The 18,864-nt window shown below is 40.8% G+C and carries 15 protein-coding genes; 14 read left to right on the forward strand and 1 reads right to left on the reverse strand.

Translation table 11 applies throughout. From position 1 onward, the window contains the following. The first annotated feature begins 587 nt into the window (after positions 1-587). From H4J41_RS08670 to lolE, 7 genes are all read left to right on the forward strand, one after another. Entirely contained in the window at positions 588-1,646 is a 1,059-nt protein-coding gene (locus tag H4J41_RS08670) for an efflux RND transporter periplasmic adaptor subunit (RefSeq protein ID WP_182135668.1), read from the forward strand. Next, positions 1,646-4,753 carry an efflux RND transporter permease subunit gene (locus tag H4J41_RS08675; RefSeq protein WP_182135669.1) on the forward strand — a complete coding sequence of 1,036 codons (3,108 nt, stop codon included), beginning with the start codon at positions 1,646-1,648 and terminating at the stop codon, positions 4,751-4,753. The genes H4J41_RS08670 and H4J41_RS08675 overlap by 1 nt, the downstream gene beginning before the upstream one ends. A gap of 359 nt (positions 4,754-5,112) precedes the next feature. Further along, positions 5,113-5,724, forward strand: a complete 612-nt coding sequence (locus tag H4J41_RS08680; RefSeq protein ID WP_182135670.1) for a glutathione S-transferase family protein — start codon at positions 5,113-5,115, stop codon at positions 5,722-5,724. A gap of 409 nt (positions 5,725-6,133) precedes the next feature. Further along, on the forward strand, positions 6,134-6,301 hold the full coding sequence (locus H4J41_RS08685) for a hypothetical protein (protein ID WP_182135709.1): 168 nt from the start codon (positions 6,134-6,136) through the stop codon (positions 6,299-6,301). 472 nt (positions 6,302-6,773) lie between these two features. Next, entirely contained in the window at positions 6,774-7,994 is a 1,221-nt protein-coding gene (locus tag H4J41_RS08690; protein WP_182135671.1) for a lipoprotein-releasing ABC transporter permease subunit, read from the forward strand. Continuing rightward, positions 7,987-8,841: a lipoprotein-releasing ABC transporter ATP-binding protein LolD gene (lolD, locus tag H4J41_RS08695; protein WP_259364535.1), complete on the forward strand. Its 855-nt coding sequence runs from the start codon at positions 7,987-7,989 to the stop codon at positions 8,839-8,841. Before H4J41_RS08690 ends, lolD begins: the two co-directional genes overlap by 8 nt. Next, the gene (gene lolE, locus H4J41_RS08700) at positions 8,842-10,107 is read left to right on the forward strand and encodes a lipoprotein-releasing ABC transporter permease subunit LolE (protein WP_182135672.1); all 1,266 of its coding nucleotides are present in this window, start codon (positions 8,842-8,844) and stop codon (positions 10,105-10,107) included. 76 nt (positions 10,108-10,183) lie between these two features. Here the strand turns inward: lolE and H4J41_RS08705 are convergent, their stop codons facing one another. After that, positions 10,184-10,699, reverse strand: a complete 516-nt coding sequence (locus H4J41_RS08705) for a DUF2062 domain-containing protein (RefSeq protein WP_182135673.1) — start codon at positions 10,697-10,699, stop codon at positions 10,184-10,186. A 46-nt stretch (positions 10,700-10,745) separates the two neighbouring features. Here H4J41_RS08705 and H4J41_RS08710 point away from each other — a divergent pair, with 46 nt between their 5' ends. The 7 genes from H4J41_RS08710 (at position 10,746) to H4J41_RS08740 (ending at position 18,715) form a co-directional block, all read left to right on the forward strand. Beyond that, positions 10,746-13,268 (forward strand): DNA internalization-related competence protein ComEC/Rec2, encoded by a 2,523-nt coding sequence (locus tag H4J41_RS08710; protein ID WP_182135674.1) that lies wholly within the window; start codon positions 10,746-10,748, stop codon positions 13,266-13,268. Positions 13,269-13,447: 179 nt separating this feature from the next. Next, entirely contained in the window at positions 13,448-15,211 is a 1,764-nt protein-coding gene (gene msbA, locus H4J41_RS08715; RefSeq protein WP_182135675.1) for a lipid A export permease/ATP-binding protein MsbA, read from the forward strand. A 38-nt stretch (positions 15,212-15,249) separates the two neighbouring features. Further along, complete coding sequence (gene lpxK / locus H4J41_RS08720) at positions 15,250-16,329, forward strand: tetraacyldisaccharide 4'-kinase (protein WP_182135676.1); 1,080 nt, start codon at positions 15,250-15,252, stop codon at positions 16,327-16,329. A 107-nt stretch (positions 16,330-16,436) separates the two neighbouring features. Continuing rightward, positions 16,437-16,619 (forward strand): Trm112 family protein, encoded by a 183-nt coding sequence (locus H4J41_RS08725; RefSeq protein ID WP_182135677.1) that lies wholly within the window; start codon positions 16,437-16,439, stop codon positions 16,617-16,619. Positions 16,620-16,682: 63 nt separating this feature from the next. After that, on the forward strand, positions 16,683-17,447 hold the full coding sequence (kdsB, locus tag H4J41_RS08730) for a 3-deoxy-manno-octulosonate cytidylyltransferase (RefSeq protein WP_182135678.1): 765 nt from the start codon (positions 16,683-16,685) through the stop codon (positions 17,445-17,447). Positions 17,448-17,636: 189 nt separating this feature from the next. Beyond that, on the forward strand, positions 17,637-18,401 hold the full coding sequence (locus H4J41_RS08735; RefSeq protein ID WP_182135679.1) for an AzlC family ABC transporter permease: 765 nt from the start codon (positions 17,637-17,639) through the stop codon (positions 18,399-18,401). Beyond that, positions 18,398-18,715 carry an AzlD domain-containing protein gene (locus H4J41_RS08740; RefSeq protein ID WP_182135680.1) on the forward strand — a complete coding sequence of 106 codons (318 nt, stop codon included), beginning with the start codon at positions 18,398-18,400 and terminating at the stop codon, positions 18,713-18,715. Before H4J41_RS08735 ends, H4J41_RS08740 begins: the two co-directional genes overlap by 4 nt. Positions 18,716-18,864 lie beyond the last annotated feature (149 nt).

The raw sequence follows: 18,864 nt of genomic DNA on the forward strand, positions 1-18,864 counted from the left end.
GATTTACTAGGATAATAAAATATTGGCTACAAATTATTAACTTATCTTTGTATGCTAAAGTTTACCCACCAGAAAATATGTAGATGTTTTCTGGTTAACGTATTAATAACCCTTTTTGCTATTTACCTTTTACTGCTGAGCTTTGTAATTTTTTTCATGGTTTAGTTTAGTTAAAAATTATGCCGTTAACTTGTCTGTTAAAAGCAGCAATTTAAAAAATTCTGCAACAGCCTAAGTAGAAAAATTACAATAGCTCGCTTATGATGAGTGAGTGTTGTTATGCTAAGCGCCTATTTAACAGTAATGTGGTTGAACTTAATGGCTATTTATAACCCGCTAACTAAATATTTGCTGCGGGTGGCCAGGGTAATACAGATCAGATTGACTTAAGCAAGCTATGTGCGCAAACCTTGCTTGGGTTAATGGACAAAGTTTAATGACCTTTAAATAATCCTAGTGGCTTAAGTTGTCATCATTCAGTTACATTTTTACCTTTTACCCTTTACTGTTTACCGTCAGCTTTATTGATCCGAGTACTGTCTATGTTCGTACTCTAACCTCTTGAAGATAATTGAGAAATATATTCTATGCGAAATCGTTTATTTTATCTGGTTGCCTTACTTGTTATTAGTAGCCAAACTTTTGCCCAGTCTTGGGGGGATAAAGACACTAATAAAAAAACGGTGATAGTTGAAAAACTCATTTATCAAACTCAAAAAAATAGTTTAGAAGCCGTGGGCACCGCGGAAGCCGTTAAATCTGTTACCCTCTTTCCTGCGGTCAATGAAAGAGTGGTTGCGGTTAATTTTGAGCCTGGTCAGCGAGTTAAGAAATCACAAGTATTGATGATGTTATATAGCGAACGTCAGTCGGTTACCTTGGAAAGAGCCAAAATTGAGTTCAAAGATGCGGCCAGAAAAAATCTCCTGCTAGTAGAAAGTATTAAAAAAGGTGCGGCATCACAAAGTGAGTTAGATGATTCTATCACCACACTCGAGTTGGCAAACGTAGCGGTTAAAGAAGCGAAAATAGCCTTAGAAGAGCGTATCATACGAGCGCCCTTTGCTGGTGTGGTAGGCCTAACTGACATCCAAGTAGGTGACAGAGTTAACCTTCAAAGCGTGATCACCACCATAGACGATCGCCAAGCATTATTTATCAATTTCACTGCACCAGAAATAGCCTTGGCTTTGTTGTCGCAACAACCCCAAGTGCAGTTAGTACCTTGGCAAAATCGTTTAGTGACTATTGAGGCAAGTATCGCCCAAGTTGACTCACGCATTAACGAGCAAGATAGAACTATTCGCGTCAGAGCGCTACTCGATAATAGCCAAGACATTTACCGACCCGGTATGAGCTTTCGCGTTAACTTAACCGTGCCAGGGCAAGACTATATTGCTGTGCCTGAAGCCGCTTTGTTATGGAGTGCCACGGGTGCTTATGTTTGGCAAATGGTTGATGAAAAAGCGGCACGAGTTAATGTGAAAATTCGTGAACGTTTACGGGGCACTATTTTAGTCGAAGGTGAATTTAACCTAACCGAACCTTTGGTGGTAGAGGGCGTGCAGCAATTACGTCAAGGACAAGCATTAAAAGCACAGAACACTTTCAATGAGTATGTTGTCAAAGAGGTTGAGGGCGAATAATGAAATTACCGTCTATGCCGCAATTAAATGATTTACCTTCCTTAGCTATTCGCCGGCCAGTATTGGTTATGGTGCTTAATTTACTCATCATTTTAGCAGGATTTGCCGCGATAAATGATTTGGAAATAAGAGAATTACCAGATGTTGACCGGCCTATGGTGACCGTGTCGGCCAGTTATCCTGGTGGCTCGCCAGAAACCGTAGACAGTGAAGTCACCAGCAGAATAGAAGGTGCGGTTGCGCGAGTCAGTGGCGTTAAATCTATTCGAGCCTCAAGTGAAGAGGGCTCTTCTCGTATTCGGGTTGAGTTTAGGCCAGGCACAAATCTTGAAGACGCGGCCAATGAAACCAGAGAGTCGGTCAGTAGAGTGCAGCGAAATTTGCCTGACGAAGTGGAAAGACTGGCCATTATCAAAGCAGATAGTGACGCTCAAGCGGTAGTCAGCTTAGCGATTAGCAGCGACACCTTAGATATGGAAACACTCACAGAGCGGGTTGAGGTTGATTTAGCGCCTTTGTTTTTAAGCATTCCTGGCGTCGCTGACGTGTCTTTAAATGGTGAAAGACAAAGGGTAATGCGGGTTTCAGTCGATGCATTGAGACTGACCAGTTTTAACTTATCTATGTCAGATGTCGCCGCCGCCTTACGTTTAGCACCTTTTGACGTACCAGCCGGTAGTGTTAAATCAGCAGACCAAGAGCTTATTGTTCGGGCCAGTGCTAACTCAGTTAGCCCTGAAGATATCGAGCGTATTGTCGTGTCGGGTAATACCCGTATTGGTGACGTGGCGAGTGTTTATTTTGGACCGGCTGACTCAAGAAGTATTGTCAGGTTAGATGGCATGCCAGTGGTCGGTTTAGGTATCGTGCGTCAGGCGCGCTCTAATACCATAGAAATCTCTGACGAAGTGTTAGCTATGGTGAAAAATCTTGATAAGCGCTTTGCGGATCTTAATATTGTTGTTACCTCTGATGACGCTGAGTTTATTCGAGGCTCTGTAGATGAAGTGATTTTATCGCTAAGTTTAACGGTATTATTAGTGATAGGCACACTGTGGTTATTTTTAGGCTCTTTTCGTGCCACCTTAGTGCCAGCCCTGTCTATTCCTGTGTCGTTAGTTGGCGCATTAGTGATCATGTGGGTACTGGGCTTTTCGATCAATATTCTGACTTTGTTAGCCTTAGTATTAGGTACTGGCTTAATCGTCGACGATGCCATTGTGGTATCAGAGAATATTCAACGCAGAAGGGCAGAAGGATTAGGCTCTAGAGCTGCCGCGGTACTAGGTACTAGAGAAGTGTTTTTTGCGGTTGTGGCAACGACTGCGGTATTGGCTGCGGTGTTTATTCCGATCGCTTTTTTACCGTCAACAGCGGGACGCTTATTCAGAGAATTTGGTGGCGTGTTGGCGGGGGCCGTTATCATATCTTCATTTGTCGCCTTAAGTTTGGTACCTGCACTAACAGCAAAGCTACCCGTTAAAAATAAAAAAAATGTACTGTTCGATCGCACGTTAGGTGCCTTCGGTACTTGGGTTTTAACTAAATATAAAGCCTTATTAAGCCTAGCGCTGGGTTATGCATGGGTAACTTTATTAATTTCGGTCATTGCTGCTGCGTCAGCCGCTGCACTGTATAACGAAATTGAAAATAAATTATTACCCTCAGAAGATCGAGGTTCAGTGCGTATTTTTGCTCGAGGCCCGGATGGGGCCGGCTTAAACTATATGGACAGACAAGCACGGAAAATGGAAGAAATATTATTACCCTACGTGCAAGATGAAGATGTTAATTCCATTTACACCGTGGTGGGTCGTTGGGATCCTAATATTGTTTTTATAACCGTACCATTAGAACACTGGGATAATAGAAGTAAATCACAGCAAGAAATTATTAGCGAAATGAGCCCTCAATTGCAGGCCATTCCGGGCGCTCCAGCTCGAGCTTTTGGCTCAAATAGTTTAAACCTTAGAGGACAAGGCGGTGGCTTAGAATTAGCACTAACGGGTGATACTTACGAACGCATCTTTGAAGCGGCGCAAGCCTTTAGCAAGATTGTTGAAGAAAAGCTACCCGAGTTAGGTCGTCCCAGAATTGGTTATCAGCCAACTCAACCACAATTGAAAATTAATATTGATCGGCGCAGAGCCGAAGAGCTAGGGGTGCCTTTTAATGATATCTCTAGCACTTTGCGTGCGGCTATCAATGGTGATGATATAACCGATTTAAATATTGGTGATCAGGCCGTGCCATTAATTTTACAATCTAGCGGGCGCTCGACCAGTAATCCTTCTGATTTAACTAATTTGTTTGTTAAATCTCGCGATGGCAATTTGGTGCCATTATCCAGTCTTGCCTACATATCAGAAGAAGGTGTTGCTGCCGAGTTAGAAAGGCAGGCGCAAAGACGGGCAATTGAAATTGACCTAGAACTACCAGATGAAATATCTATGGCTGATGTGGTTGAACAATTGCGTGAGATTGGCAATGACAACTTACCGCCTGGTATTGGTTTAGTGTTTTTGGGTGAAGCCTTGACGTTTGAAGAAACGTCTAATCAAATTGCCATGACTTACCTGTTCGCTTTTCTGATCGTGTTGTTGGTATTAGCCGCTCAATTTGAAAGTATTAATAGTGCGATCATCGTGATGATCACCGTACCCTTTGGCATAGCGTCAGCTATCTTCGCGCTTTACTTAACGGGTACGTCTATTAATATTTATTCACAAATTGGCTTGGTGATGTTAATTGGATTGATTGCCAAGAACTCTATTTTATTAGTCGAGTTTGCTGATCAATTAAGAGATCAAGGTAAGACGGTTAAAGCCGCCATCATTATGGCAGCCGAAGTTCGTTTTAGACCCATTATGATGACCTTGATATCAACCATACTAGGGGGGTTACCGCTTATTTTATCAACTGGAGCCGGTGCCGAGTCACGTAATTCAATTGGTTGGGTGGTATTTGGTGGTTTGGGTATTGCGGTGGTATTTACCTTATTACTGACACCTGTTTTATATCAGCTTATTGCACCCTTTACTAAACCTAGAGCCGATGAAAGTGATCAACTTGAAGCTGAATTGCTTGAGGCACAGCAAAAAGGCTAAGGTGCGCCATTAGCACTCAATGAGCCTTGTTTCCGATTGGGATAAAGGTTCATTGGGTGAAAGTTTTTGGCCTTTTTAACATTTTTGGAGTTTTTAGCATTTTTAGATAAGCACTTAGCGTCTTGAAAATCCATCGCAGGTGATTGCTGTTCTCTTGGCGATATTATCGCGCTTATCAAAATAGACTTTAATCGAGTTAATAATATTCGAATAGCAGAGCACTAAAAAATCTAACATGCGGGTAAGATACCGTTTGTTCAAGACCATCAGCAAAAGCCTAGGATATGATAATAGTTATCATGGCTGCAGAGATAATTGTTATCATAAGTGGTGTAGATAATTTATTAAAGGTAATGTCCATGAAAATATATGAAGCAGCAACAGCACCCAATGCAAGGCGTGTAAGAATATTTCTCCATGAGAAAAACATTACAGGCATCGAGTTTGTTCAAATGGACATTCTACGCGGTGATAACTTAACTGAAGCGTTCAAACAGAAAAACCCATTGGCTAAAATACCCATTTTAGAATTAGATGACGGCACTGTGATTAGTGAAAGTGTGGCCATTTGCCGATATTTTGAAGAGATAAATACAGAACATCCATTAATGGGGTCAAGCCCGCTTGAAAAAGCCATAATAGAGCAATGGCAACGTCGTATGGAGTTATCTTTGTTAATGCCGACCGGCATGTGCTTTCAACATACCAGTGGTTACTTTAAAGACCGAATGAACGTCGTTCCCGATTGGGGCAAAGAATGTGGTGAAAATGTGAAAAAGTTTTTGGTATTTTTAGACCAACACTTAGCGTCTTCAGAATACATCGCAGGTGATAGCTTTTCTATTGCCGATATTACAGCGCTCATCTCAATAGACTTTAATCGAGTTAATAACATTCGAATAGCAGATGAGCAACAACATCTAAAACGCTGGTACGCTAACGTTTCTTCAAGACCATCAGCAAAAGCTTAGGGTGCTATAATAGTTATCATGGATGACATATCTAAAGCGCATAAATGAAGCGCATAAATAAACCTGACAGAATTTTTATTAGCGGTGAGGGATCGCGTGAGGCCATATTCACTCGTTGGTGATGATGTAAAGTTCAGTCATTGAGTTTCTTTACATCGTTTACCATCAGTATAAAAATAATAGGCTGGCCGGTGAGCAAACTTAAGCCAAAGCATCGACTCATTGCAAGTGTCGTACTGTCTGTTTAGTTGAGTTCAGCTAAGTTTAGGTTAATAAAGTTGAAGTATGTCTGTGTAGACTTCATAATTTTCATAGTCATAATTTGTGTTACAAAGGGCTAGGGATCGGGCAAGAGAAAATCAAAAGTAAATTGATTGATACTAAGTGTAAATAAATAGGACTAACAAAAGTGATATTAAAAAGAATGTGTTTTCTGTTTTTTAGTTTAATGGTGTTAAGCCTACCCAGCTGTGTGGTAGTGACTACCGCTGTAGGTGTAACAACCACTGTCGTTGGCGGCGCTATTGATGTTGTTGATGCCGTAACGCCAGATATTATCGACGATGACGACGACTGAAGTTAGGCGATAATGTTGATTTTAATATTTTACTCGAAAGTTTTACTCGACAAATTTCACTCGAAAAATTTTATTTGGCAACCATAGCCAGTGTTTAGTACTAGCGCTTTAGTTTTATTATTGCAACATGGGTGATTGTGACTGGTTACAAAAAGTAAGTCACAACAGGAAAAAGCAGAACATTTTTTATTATGTTAATTCTGTTGAGTGCAATTTCATTAATGGTATTAGGTATGTTTGGTCTATTCATGTATTTAGGTATTTAGGTATTCATGTAGTTAAGTTGGGCAGAAGTATGCCGGTGAATAGTCCAAAACTAGCTAAATTTAATGAGTTAGCACTAATTTACCGACACAGCTTAATAAAATGTATAAAAGTGAATAAAGTCTGAAGATATATATTGATGAGCTGTGCTATGATTTTAGGCTCAATAATCTTGGTGCTATTAGCATTATCAATAAAGAAAGAGTTCATGTTTCAACCAGTTAGTGTTTACATCGGCTTAAGGTATAGTCGCAGTAGTAATGGCAAAGGTTTTGTCTCCTTTATCACATTTTTCTCTATTATCGGTATTGTGCTCGGTGTTGCCTCTTTAATTACCGTTGTGTCTGTTATGGATGGTTTAGAGCGAGAGCAAAAACGTCGGGTACTAGGCTTAGTGCCGCATGTATTAATGTCCCCCCAACAAAGTCATATCAATAATTGGCGCGATTTACAGCGCGATATTCTCGCCTTGCCTGACGTTACCCAAGTAACGCCGTTTCAGCAAAGTGAAGCGTTAATTCAGTCTAAAACAGCACTGCAAGGGGTTTTAGTGCATGGCATTATGCCTGAATTTGAACAACACAATATTATCAATAGCGCCATGGAATATGGCCAATTAGCCAGTTTAGACACCACGTCGTTTAGCCTAGTTTTAGGCCAAACGTTAGCGCGAAAATTAAAGGTTAACTTAGGCGATGTTGTACGTTTAACCTTACCGAACAAAACCTTATTTACCCCCATGGGACGCGTGCCTGTGCAGCGTACATTTAGTATTGTGGGCATTTTTAATGTTGGCTCTCAAGTTGATGAGGCGATGGTCTTTATTGCCATTAAAGATGGCGCGAAACTGCATCGACAAAAAGGTGATGGCGTTAATCAATTAAGGTTGTATCTAGATGATGCTTTTAAAGCCCCGCGGGTAATTTCACAGCTATCATTAAAATATCCAGACTTTAACTTTGTCAGCTGGCAAGAGAGTCAGGGGGCCTTATTTGCTGCAGTCAGTATGGAAAAAAATATGATGTGGCTCATGCTGAGTTTAATTGTTGCGGTTGCCGCTTTTAATATTGTCTCAGCGTTAGTGATGGTGGTTATTGATAAGCAGGGTGAAATTAGCATCTTACAAACTCTGGGTTTAGACCGAAGTGGTATTGTGAAAATTTTTATCACTCAAGGCTTAACCAATGGTATTTTAGGCGTTATTTTGGGCGTTACACTTGGGGTGATATTAACGCTGAATTTAAATCATTTGTTTAGCTTACTCGGGGTTAATTTATTAGGCGCAGGGCAAAAATTACCTATTGCACTTGATGTGGTCAATATTTTAGTGATTGTTGCTTCTGCACTCGTCATGAGCTTTTTAGCGACCCTTTACCCGGCCTATCGTGCTGCGCAAACTCAGCCAGCAGAGGTACTCAGAAATGAGTAGCCTAATACTTAATGACATGAATAATAAAATGAAGAGCAAAATGGACAGAGATTTGGAACATAATATCAACCAAAGTAGCGATGAAAGTGGCGATAGAAGTAGCGATGAAAATGCGGTAACACCTAAGCTTCCTTTAGGCTTAGAATGTCGCCAGCTAAGTAAATCTTATCAACAAGGTCCGGTGACCACAGCCGTATTATCCAAGCTTGATTTGGCCATTGAAGCCGGAGAGTTAGTGGCTATTGTTGGCCGTTCGGGCTGCGGAAAAAGTACCTTTTTGCACTTAGCTGGCGCGTTAGACACGCCAAGTGCAGGCGAGGTGTTTATTAATGGGGTTAACATTCATCAATTGTCTGAAAAGCAACGGGCAAAATTTCGTAATCAACATATTGGTTTTATTTATCAGTTTCATCATTTAATGATGGAATTTACGGCGGAAGAAAATGTCGCCATGCCGTTGTTGATACGTGGTGATAAGCCCAAAGCTGCCATGACTCAGGCTAAAGCTATGCTTGAACTAGTGGGGTTAACTCATCGCAGTCATCATCGACCTTCTGAGCTTTCGGGTGGCGAGCGTCAACGTGTTGCCATTGCTCGCGCATTAGTGACCAAGCCGTCACTTGTTTTAGCCGATGAGCCAACGGGTAATTTAGATTTTGATACCGCTGAACAAATTTTTCAGTTGTTGCAGGAGTTAAACCGGACCGTAAATACCAGTTTTGTCATTGTTACCCATGATTTAACCTTGGCGGCAAAAATGGATCGTCAACTGCTTTTAGATCACGGACACCTAAAGCCACTTGACGTTAATAGCGATAGTCGTATGAAAAAAAATGAGGACGCTTAGGTGCTAAAACCGTTAAGTGTTTTTATTGGCTTACGTTATGTGCGTAGCCGTCATAGCAAAGGGTTTTCGTCATTTATATCGGCGTCCTCAACTATTGGTATTGCCATTGGTGTGATGGTGCTGATTGTTGTGCTTTCAGCCATGAATGGTTTTGAACGGGCGTTGGCGACACATTTATTGTCAATTGTACCTCATGCTGAAGTAGTAGCGGTGAACTCACCTATTACGCAATGGCCAAAAAGCGTGGCGCGTATTGAGCAAAATCCCCATGTGATTGCCGCTGCTCCATTTGTCAAAACCCAGGGTATGATGCAAAAGTCTGCAGCACTTAAAGGTGTTGAGATCCGCGGTGTAGACGTGATGTTAGAGCCGCAGGTTTCCGCTATTTCGCGTTATATGATCGCTGGCAAGTGGCAAGACCTAATACTTGAAAATGGCGTTATTATTGGCGCCGGCATTGCTCGTAAGCTTTCGGTGCAAGTGGGCGACAAGGTTCAGTTATTACTACCCCCAGCTAATTTGAACAACCAAAAAGACAGTAAAAAACAGCAATTTCCTGTGCCTATGACACAACAGGCCATTATTGTGGGGGTGTTCAAATTTGGTGGCACGATAGATGACACACAAGTTTTTATTAACTTAGCGAAAGCGAGTGAATTACTGGGTTATCAAGCGGATGAAGTGCAGGGCATTCGCCTAAAGGTTGATGATGTTTTTGCCGCGCCACAAATTGTTCGTGAGGTGGCTTACGATTTTGATTTTTATGTTTACATGCTGGACTGGACACGCAGCCATGGTCATTTATTTAATGATATTCAGTTGGTACGTTTAGTGATGTTTATTGTTTTAGTGCTGGTGATTGCCGTGGCCAGTTTTAACATAGTGTCGACCTTAATTATGGCGGTAAATGAGAAGAAGTCAGACATTGCCATATTAAAAACCATGGGGGCAAAATCGAGCACTATTATGGCTAGCTTTATGTTTCAAGGATTAATGAATGGCATTGTCGGTTGCTTACTGGGTGCTAGCTTAGGGATTTTAATTTCGTTGAATTTAACTGATATTATCCGTGCTATAGAAGCGGCTTTATCGGTAGAGTTTTTATCTTCAGAGGTATATTTTATTGATTTTTTACCAACATTATTACGCCAACAAGATGTTATTAACACCGTTATTACGGCCTTAATGATGAGTTTGTTAGCGACCATTTATCCGGCTTGGCGTGCAACCAAAGTAGAGCCGGCGCAAGTGTTAGGGCAAGCGTAAACCTTAAGTTAAAGATAAAGTAATAAGATAAAAAAATCAGACATAGCGTCTGATTTTTTTATGATGAAGGGTTAGCTTAGCCTCTTCGTGCTTTGCGTTTTTTCCACTCTTTTGCGACTGAAAAGCGCCAGATGATATTTATAGTTAAATAACCTAAGAGAGCAAAAACAGCCGCAAGTACACCACAGCCGACAATAAAGGCGGGCCCGATAGTTGAAACACTATCAATTAGCCACTGCCAATTTGCTTCAAAAGTGAAGTTTCTTGTTGGTACATCGACAATCCAGGTGCCAACAACATAACAAAAATAAAAAATTGCCGGCATAGTCAAAGGGTTAGTGATCCAAACAAGGGTAATAGATAAAGGTAGATTTGCATGTACTATAATGGCAAAGCCTGCCGCTAAAACCATTTGAAATGGCACGGGCATAAAGGCAAAAAATAAGCCGACAGCAAATGCTTTACTCACCGAACGGCGGTTCAAGTGCCACAAATTAGCGTTATGTAGTAAAGCACCAAACATTTTTAAATGTTTGTTATCTTTTATTTTTTGGTGATCAGGCATAAAGCGTTGAATTATTTTTTTGGGCATAAATTACTTTACTTAACGTTACTTGGCTAAATGGAAACTAATCACTATGGAATGGTGGCTACTCACATTTTTTTTCAGCGCTATTTTGTCATTATTTATACCTATAGTGCCAGAGTTTTCTTTACTGCTCATTATATTATTGGTTTCATTAATATTTATCTTTATAGGTAAATTTCGCTTTATGGCTATTGCGCTATTCGCCGTTGTTTGGATTTTAATTGCTGGCAGCCAATATCAAGATACCTTAGCGCAAAATAACATCAAGCTTGATCAGTTACATAAAAAAGTTCATCTAATTCAAGGTGAAGTGAGTAATATTGTTCATATAAAATCTGGTAGTAGTCGTTTTAACTTTTTAGTTAGCCATTGGCAAGGTCGAAAGATTAATGAAAAATTTAAGGTTCGCTTAACTTGGAAGGCGCCAGACAAACCTCTGCTGCAGGGACAAAAGTGGCAATTAGCGGTAAAACTTAAACCTGCGCATGGCTTGGCTAATATCGGTGGTTTTAATTACCAAGTCTGGTTGCGGCAGCAACAAATAGTCGCCACTGGCTATGTTAAGACTAAAACTAAAACTAAAATCAAAGCCGAAACACAGACTAAAAAGCAAAATATTTTATTGCATCAGCAAATTAGCTGGCGTCAATATTTGTATCAAAAATTATCTGTTGTGTTAGCTGATAAACCCCTGGGGGCGCTAATTTTAGCTTTGGGTTTTGGTGAGCGGGGAGAGTTAACGCGCGAGCATTGGCGAGTGCTTTCTGCAACGGCAACTCAACACCTTATTGCTATTTCTGGCTTGCATATCGGCATAGTAGCTTTTGCAAGCTTGATTTTTATACGCACGGTTATTCGTTTATTGCCCTTGAGTTCACTGTTGTCGACGCCTTGGCAACTGAAACTGATGCAAATAAACTTAAGCTATGCTCCGATTCTGTGTAGTGGTGTTATGGCATGGTATTACGCCTATCTGGCGGGTTTTTCTATTCCTACCTTACGTGCTTTGGTGATGTTGTTATTGTTTTGGTCACTTAAAATGATGCACTTAAAGGTAACACTGTTACCTTGGTTATTACTGGCCGTTTTAATTATTTTACTGGTTTGGCCGCTTAGCTTACTCAGTGCGAGTTTTTGGTTATCCATATCAGCACTCGTCATTATTTTTTCGACATTTTCACGTTTTTCCATGCGCACGATAGCACCAGTCTTAACGAGAGATAAAATATCATTATTAACACTTGAACCCTTGCCTGAAACTAGGCTTAAAAAGCAATGGCATGGCGTTAAAACGCGGGTGTTACTTTGGCTTAAAACCTTGCTTGTTATGCAACTAGCACTGACGATAGCGATGTTGCCCATAGCCGCATCGCTAAACTATCAACTACCGTTAGCCGCTTTTTTTGCCAATATAGTCGCTGTACCTTTGATGAGTGTGACGGTTATTCCTTTAACGCTGCTGGCGGTTATTGCTTTGCCATTTAGTCTTTGGTTAGCACATTTTTTTACTGATTTAGCCTTACTCAGTTTGTCATATGTTTGGCAATGGTTGCTTTATTTGGCTAGCGCAGAGTGGGCAGTTTTTGCTATTTCATATCAGCAAATACAAGCCATGATGGTATTTTTTGTCATGATTGCATTGGCGGTGTTTTTTCGACTCACTAAGGCTAAGTTTATTGCCGCGCTGAGTTTATTTATAACGGCGGTTGGTATCGATTTTTTTAGTGCTGAACAGCAGCAAGAGTGGCGTTTGTCAGTGCTTGATGTGGGTCATGGTCTTGCCGTTGTTATTGAAAAAAATCATCATGTTTTTCTCTACGATACCGGTGCCAGTTATCCCAGTGGTTTTAATATGGCTGATGCGGCTATATTACCCTATTTAAAGCATCAAGGTTATCAAGCGATTGATGGAGTGATCATCAGCCATAACGACAATGATCATGCTGGAGGCTTACGTCACTTACGCGCTAAAATGGCTATTAAGCGTGTTATTGCTAACGATCTAGCGTTAAAACCTGACCGCCATTGTATCTCGGGACAGCGCTTTACTTGGCAAGGCTTGGTTTTTGAAGTGCTGTCGCCAATGCAGGCCGATGGTGATAAAAATGATGACTCGTGCGTAGTAACCATTAGCGATGGTTTTCATCGTGTATTATTACCGGGCGATATTTCGATAAAACAAGAAAAACGGCTATTAAATATGGCGGGCATGGCTAAGAAACTCAGCAGTGACATTTTGATTGCCCCACACCATGGCTCAAAATCATCGTCTAGTCGTGGTTTTTTAACAGCGGTTATGCCACGTTATGTAGTATTTAGTACCGGTTATTTAAACCGTTGGCAGATGCCATCTGATGAAATAATGGGCCGATATAACAGTTTTGATATTACGACTTTTAATACCGTCGATGAAGGGATGGTGACCTTTAAGTTTAGTCAAACCACGGGTGGTGCAAATATTGACTCTAGTGCTAATGATAATAAAGGCAATATTGCAGATACTGTTATTGATGCTAGCGTTGAAGTGATAAGTTATCGAGACGATATTCGGCCTTATTGGTTTGTAAATTGATCACTTTATTCAGCTATTTCTACGCTAATGAGTGGATTTATATCGCCGATAAAAGTTTATCAGTTGGTTGATGGGCAAAATAACGCTAAAATACCGACGATTTACTAATAAGACAGAATAAAACAGAATAAAACAATCCCCGCAGGGATAAGATTTTTTGATAACGCATGAGAGCATGAATGTCGACAACACTATCAGCACCGACTACAGAAAATACCACAAAACAAAATTTTAAGCGTTTATTGGCTTATGCTAAAGCCTATAAGGCCGCAGCCGTTGTTTCTATTTTAGGCATGTTAGGTTATGCCGCGATTGACAGCTTTGTATTTTCCCAACTGCAACCACTTATCGACAAAGGCCTTGATGGGCAAGATCCCGCATTTATGAAATGGGCGCCATTTGTTATTGTGCTGATGTTTATTCTGCGCGGAATTTGCCACTTTGCGGGTAACTACACCTTAGCTTGGTTAGGTAATAATGTGGTGGCCAATATTCGTCAGGAGTTGTTTGAACATGTGATGTCTATGCCCGTGGCTTATCACGATAAAGAATCTACCGGCAGTTTGATCTCAAAATTAACGTTTGATACCGAACAAGTGCTCAGTGCTGTTTCTAAAGCGTTATTGACTTTAGTGCAGCAAGGCGCCTTTGTGCTGGGCTTACTGATTGTTATGTTTTATAACAGTTGGCAGTTAGCGTCGATATTTTTACTGATCACCCCGGTTATTGCGGGCATAGTTACCGTGATTTCAGGTCGTTTTCGTCAAATAAGTAAAGGTATTCAAAATGCCATGGGCGAGGTAACAACGGCGGCAGAGCAAACCTTTAATGGTCATAAAGTGGTCTTAACCTTTGATGGTCAACAACGAGAGTTTGACCGTTTTGCCAAAATTAATAAACATAATCGCCAACAACGGATGAAAATGGTGGCGACACAAGCGGCCAGTGTCCCTATTATTCAAATTATTGCTTCGTTTGCCTTAGCGTTTGTTTTATATGTTGCCAACCTTGATTCGATGCGAGCAGATATTTCAGCCGGGGTTTTTATGACGGTATTAATGTGTATGGTAACCCTGCTTAGACCTTTAAAACTGTTGACAACGGTGAATAGTGAATTTCAAAAAGGCATGGCGGCCTGTGTCAGTATTTTCGCGGTACTTGATCAAGAAAAAGAACATGACACTGGTACTATCGCAATAGCACGTGCAAAAGGCACTTTAGCGTTTGAACACGTTAATTTTCTTTATAATAAAGACAAAGAAAAACAGGCACTAACCGACTTAAGTTTTACCGCTAATGTGGGTGAAACTGTGGCTTTAGTGGGTCGCTCTGGTAGTGGTAAATCTACCGCGAGCGCCTTATTATTAAGATTTTACACGGCGACAACCGGCAAGGTGTTAATCGATGGTAAAGACATTAAAGATTACAAACTGAAAGACTTACGCAAGCAATTTGCCTATGTTTCTCAACAAGTGGTGTTGTTTAACGATTCAATCGCTAATAATATTGCTTATGGCAAACCCCATGCGACACGCGAAGAAGTTGAAGACGCGGCACGTAAAGCCCATGTGATGGAGTTTGTCGAAGACTTACCTGAAGGACTAGATACTAATATTGGCGACAATGGTGCGATGTTATCGGGTGGTCAACGCCAACGTGTAGCGATTGCGCGCGCATTATTATGTGATGCCCCTTTCTTAATTTTAGATGAAGCCACCAGTGCTTTAGACACTGAATCTGAACGTCATATTCAAGACGCGTTAAGCGCATTACAAAAAAACCGCACTTGTATCGTTATTGCTCATCGTTTATCAACCATAGAAAGTGCGGATAAAATTATTGTTATGGAACAAGGGCAAATAAAAGAGCAAGGCGATCATCAAGCTTTATTAGCGAAAGACGGCGCTTATGCTCAGTTACATAAATTTCAATTTGGTGCCTAGTTCACTATGTATTTAATCCATTATTTTGGCTATACATTATGCGCCTAATTGAAAAGGTTTGGTTTCAAGGGCATCCAGCAAAATGGCTAATGGTGCCGCTTTTGCTGCCATTGAGCTTTATTTTTGCGCTAGTGAGTTTTTTTCGCCGTTTAGCTTATCAGGTCGGGCTATGTAAACAGATCAAAATGTCAGTGCCCGTGGTTGTTGTGGGTAATATCGGTATTGGTGGTAATGGCAAAACACCGGTTAGCTTATATTTAGTTGAAAAACTTACCGAGCAAGGTATAAAAGTGGGCGTGGTAAGTCGCGGTTATGGCTCAAAATCGCCTTATTATCCGTATCAAGTTAGCGATGAAAGCAGCGCTGAGCAAGCAGGAGATGAGCCGTTATTAATCTTTCAACGCAGCGGCGTTCCTGTGGTTATCGGCGCAAATAGAATTCAAGCTTGCCAGTGCTTAATTGAGCAAGGCTGTGAATTGATTATTGCCGATGATGGACTACAACATTATCGTTTGGCGCGAGATTACGAGTTTGTGGTCGTTGATGGTAAACGTTTATTTGGTAACGGTTTATTATTACCAGCAGGGCCATTACGCGAGACAAAACGCAGAATAAAACGTGCCGATTGTGTTATTGTTAATGGCATGAGTGTATGGCAAAAACAAGCGAGTAATCTAGCGTTACCGGTATTAACTATGCAGTTACAGGCAAGGTATGTCATCAATATTAAAACCGGTAAGTGTGTTGAAATCGATACTTTTTTAGCGCAAAACCTTGCTAGCGATAAACCTATTAATGCGCTAGCAGGTATTGGCGACCCTAAACGCTTTTTCAACACCCTTGAGCAAGTAGGCTTTACGTTAGCCATGACTAAAGGCTTTATTGATCATCAAGCCTTTTCAGCGCAAGATTTACAGCAGTTCTCTAGTGATATGCCGTTATTAATGACCGAAAAAGATGCCGTTAAATGTGCTGACTTTGCCCAAGAACATTACTGGTATTTACCGGTTGACGCCGTATTTGCAACAAATAATGATAGTGCCGCTATGGCGAGCGAAATCGCTAACATTGCTGCACTTGCTAGCAAGCCGCATGAGTTATCAACTAAAAGCTGCTAGAGCTAACAGAACTGACAGAGCTAACAGAACTGAAAGAGTTAATAAGAACTGACAGGATTTTAACGCTTGATGCACATAGATCAAGTTTACATTTAAGAGAGAAAATAATGGCGTTTGATATTAAATTAATGGAAATCCTTGCATGCCCAGTATGCAAAGGAAAATTAGACTACAACAAAGAGCAGCAAGAGTTGATTTGTAAATTCGACCGTTTGGCTTATGCGATAGAAAAAGATATTCCAGTGTTACTTGAAAGTGAAGCGCGTCGCATTACTGAAGATAATGCATAAGGTTATCGCCGAGAGTAGTATGAGTTATAGCATGATTGGAATAATCAGATTAATGAGGTTTTTATGTCGTTTGTGGTAGTGATCCCTGCACGGTTTGAGTCATCACGTTTACCTGGTAAAGTGCTCGCTGATATTGCCGGTAAACCCATGGTCCAATGGGTTGTTGAAAGAGCCTTAGCTAGTGGCGCTGAGCAAGTTATTGTGGCGACCGACAGTGACGAAGTTGCTCGTGTGGTAAAAAGTTTTGGTGGTGAAGTATGTAAAACTCGTGCTGATCATCAATCAGGCACTGAACGTCTTGCTGAAGTAATGCAAAGGTATCAGTTTGCTGATGAGCAAGTTATTGTGAATGTTCAAGGGGATGAACCTTTTATTCCGGTTGAAAACATTGCACAAGTTGCAGATAACTTATCTAGCCAGAGCCAAGCGCGCATGGCGACATTAGCGATGAAAATTGACGATGTTGCTGAAGCATTAAACCCTAATGCGGTGAAAGTGCTATGTGATAAAAATGGTTATGCCTTGTATTTTAGTCGCGCGACTATTCCTTACGATCGAGAGCGTTTTCTTAACAATGATAACATTGATGCCATTGGCGACTTTTATCTGCGCCACATTGGTATTTACGCTTACCGAGCCGGTTTTATTAAAGACTACGTGCAGTGGCCAACCAGCCAGTTAGAGCAAGTTGAGTCATTAGAGCAACTGCGAGTACTTTGGCAAGGTGAGAAGATTCATGTCGCTGTTGCGAAAGTACGCTTAGCGGTTGAAGGGGTTGATACGCCTGAAGATCTAGAAAAAGCCCGAGTTTACGCAAAGTCTTTATAAAATAACTTGAGCCAATAACCTGTTTTCTCCAACAAAAAAGAGGCTTAATCGCCTCTTTTTTGTTACTTTTATTTTGTTACTTTGCTTAGTTATGTTAATTGAGAGTTGAGCCGATTTAACCACTCAAACCTTTGAACGTAATTATGGCTTTGGTATCACATAACGCTAGATTATTTAGGTAAATATTTGATGGCACTCACCAAGAAAAAAGCTCGCTGGTTAATGGCAAGAAAAGGCTTTTTAGACATGTTACCGCTTAATTTAGCTGTTTTGCCATGGGGTATACTCTGTGGTTCTTTGGCTGTTCAACGTGACTTTTCTGCACTTGAAGCTATTTTAATGCCGCTTATCGTATTTGCTGGCTCTGCTCAGCTTGTTGCGATTGAATTAATTGCCAACAATGCATCACTGGCGACGATCTTATTTACCACCTTTATTATTAGCTCGCGGCATTTTCTATATGGCTTAGCATTACGAGATAAGTTAAAAGTTTTACCAACCAAGTGGCGTTATTCTTTAGGTTTTTTGTTAACTGATGAGCTATTTGCTTTGTCGAGTCATCACAAGTCCTTTGTTGGGCAGTTAAGATTAGTTTATGCGGTTGTCGCTGGCGGCAGTTTTTATGTTTTTTGGTTGGTATGGAATGTGGCAGGCGTTATCGCCGGCAGTTATTTACCCGACTTAACCCATTTAGGCTTAGATTTTGCGATTGCCGTCACCTTTATTGCCTTAGTGATTCCCACCATTATTAACATACCTATTTTAGTCACTGTGCTTGTTGCCGCGCTATTATCCGTAGTGTTTAAGCTAATGCAGTTCGAATTAGATTTGGTCGCAGCCGCTTTGATTGCAATGTACTCAGGTTATTTGACTGACCGTTTTTTGCATAAAAAAAATGATGTCAATAATGCAGACAATCATAAAATATCCCCGTCAGTTAAGGACAGCAAGTGACATTACTTACCATTCTCCTGATGGCGGTCATCACCTTTAGCACGCGCTATTTATTTATCCACCCGCGCTTGCCTGTGCGCTTAGGGGCAAAAATGGCTAAGCTATTAAGTTTTAGCGCACCAGCGGTGTTAACGGCTATTTGGGTACCTATTATTTTTATTCAACAAGGCCAGTTGAGTATTTCGCTGCATAATCCTTATTTAATTGCCGCGACGTTGGCGATAGTTGCGGCGGCAAAAAGTAAAAGTATTTATTTAACCATGTTTGTGGGGCTTATTACTTTTGTTTTGAGTCGGTATATTTTATCTCTGTAATATTTTACCGCTGTAATCGCTTAACCTTGTAATTTATTGAGTGTCTTGAACCTAGTTATATTCTGCAGGTGATTTTTGTTTTTAGGGTGTTTATAGGCTGTTTATAGCTGAAAAAGTGCTGTTTATCGAATAAAGCTTGTCAGCTGATA

The sequence above is a fragment of the Colwellia sp. MB3u-45 genome, from assembly GCF_014077005.1.
Lineage (GTDB): Bacteria > Pseudomonadota > Gammaproteobacteria > Enterobacterales > Alteromonadaceae > Cognaticolwellia.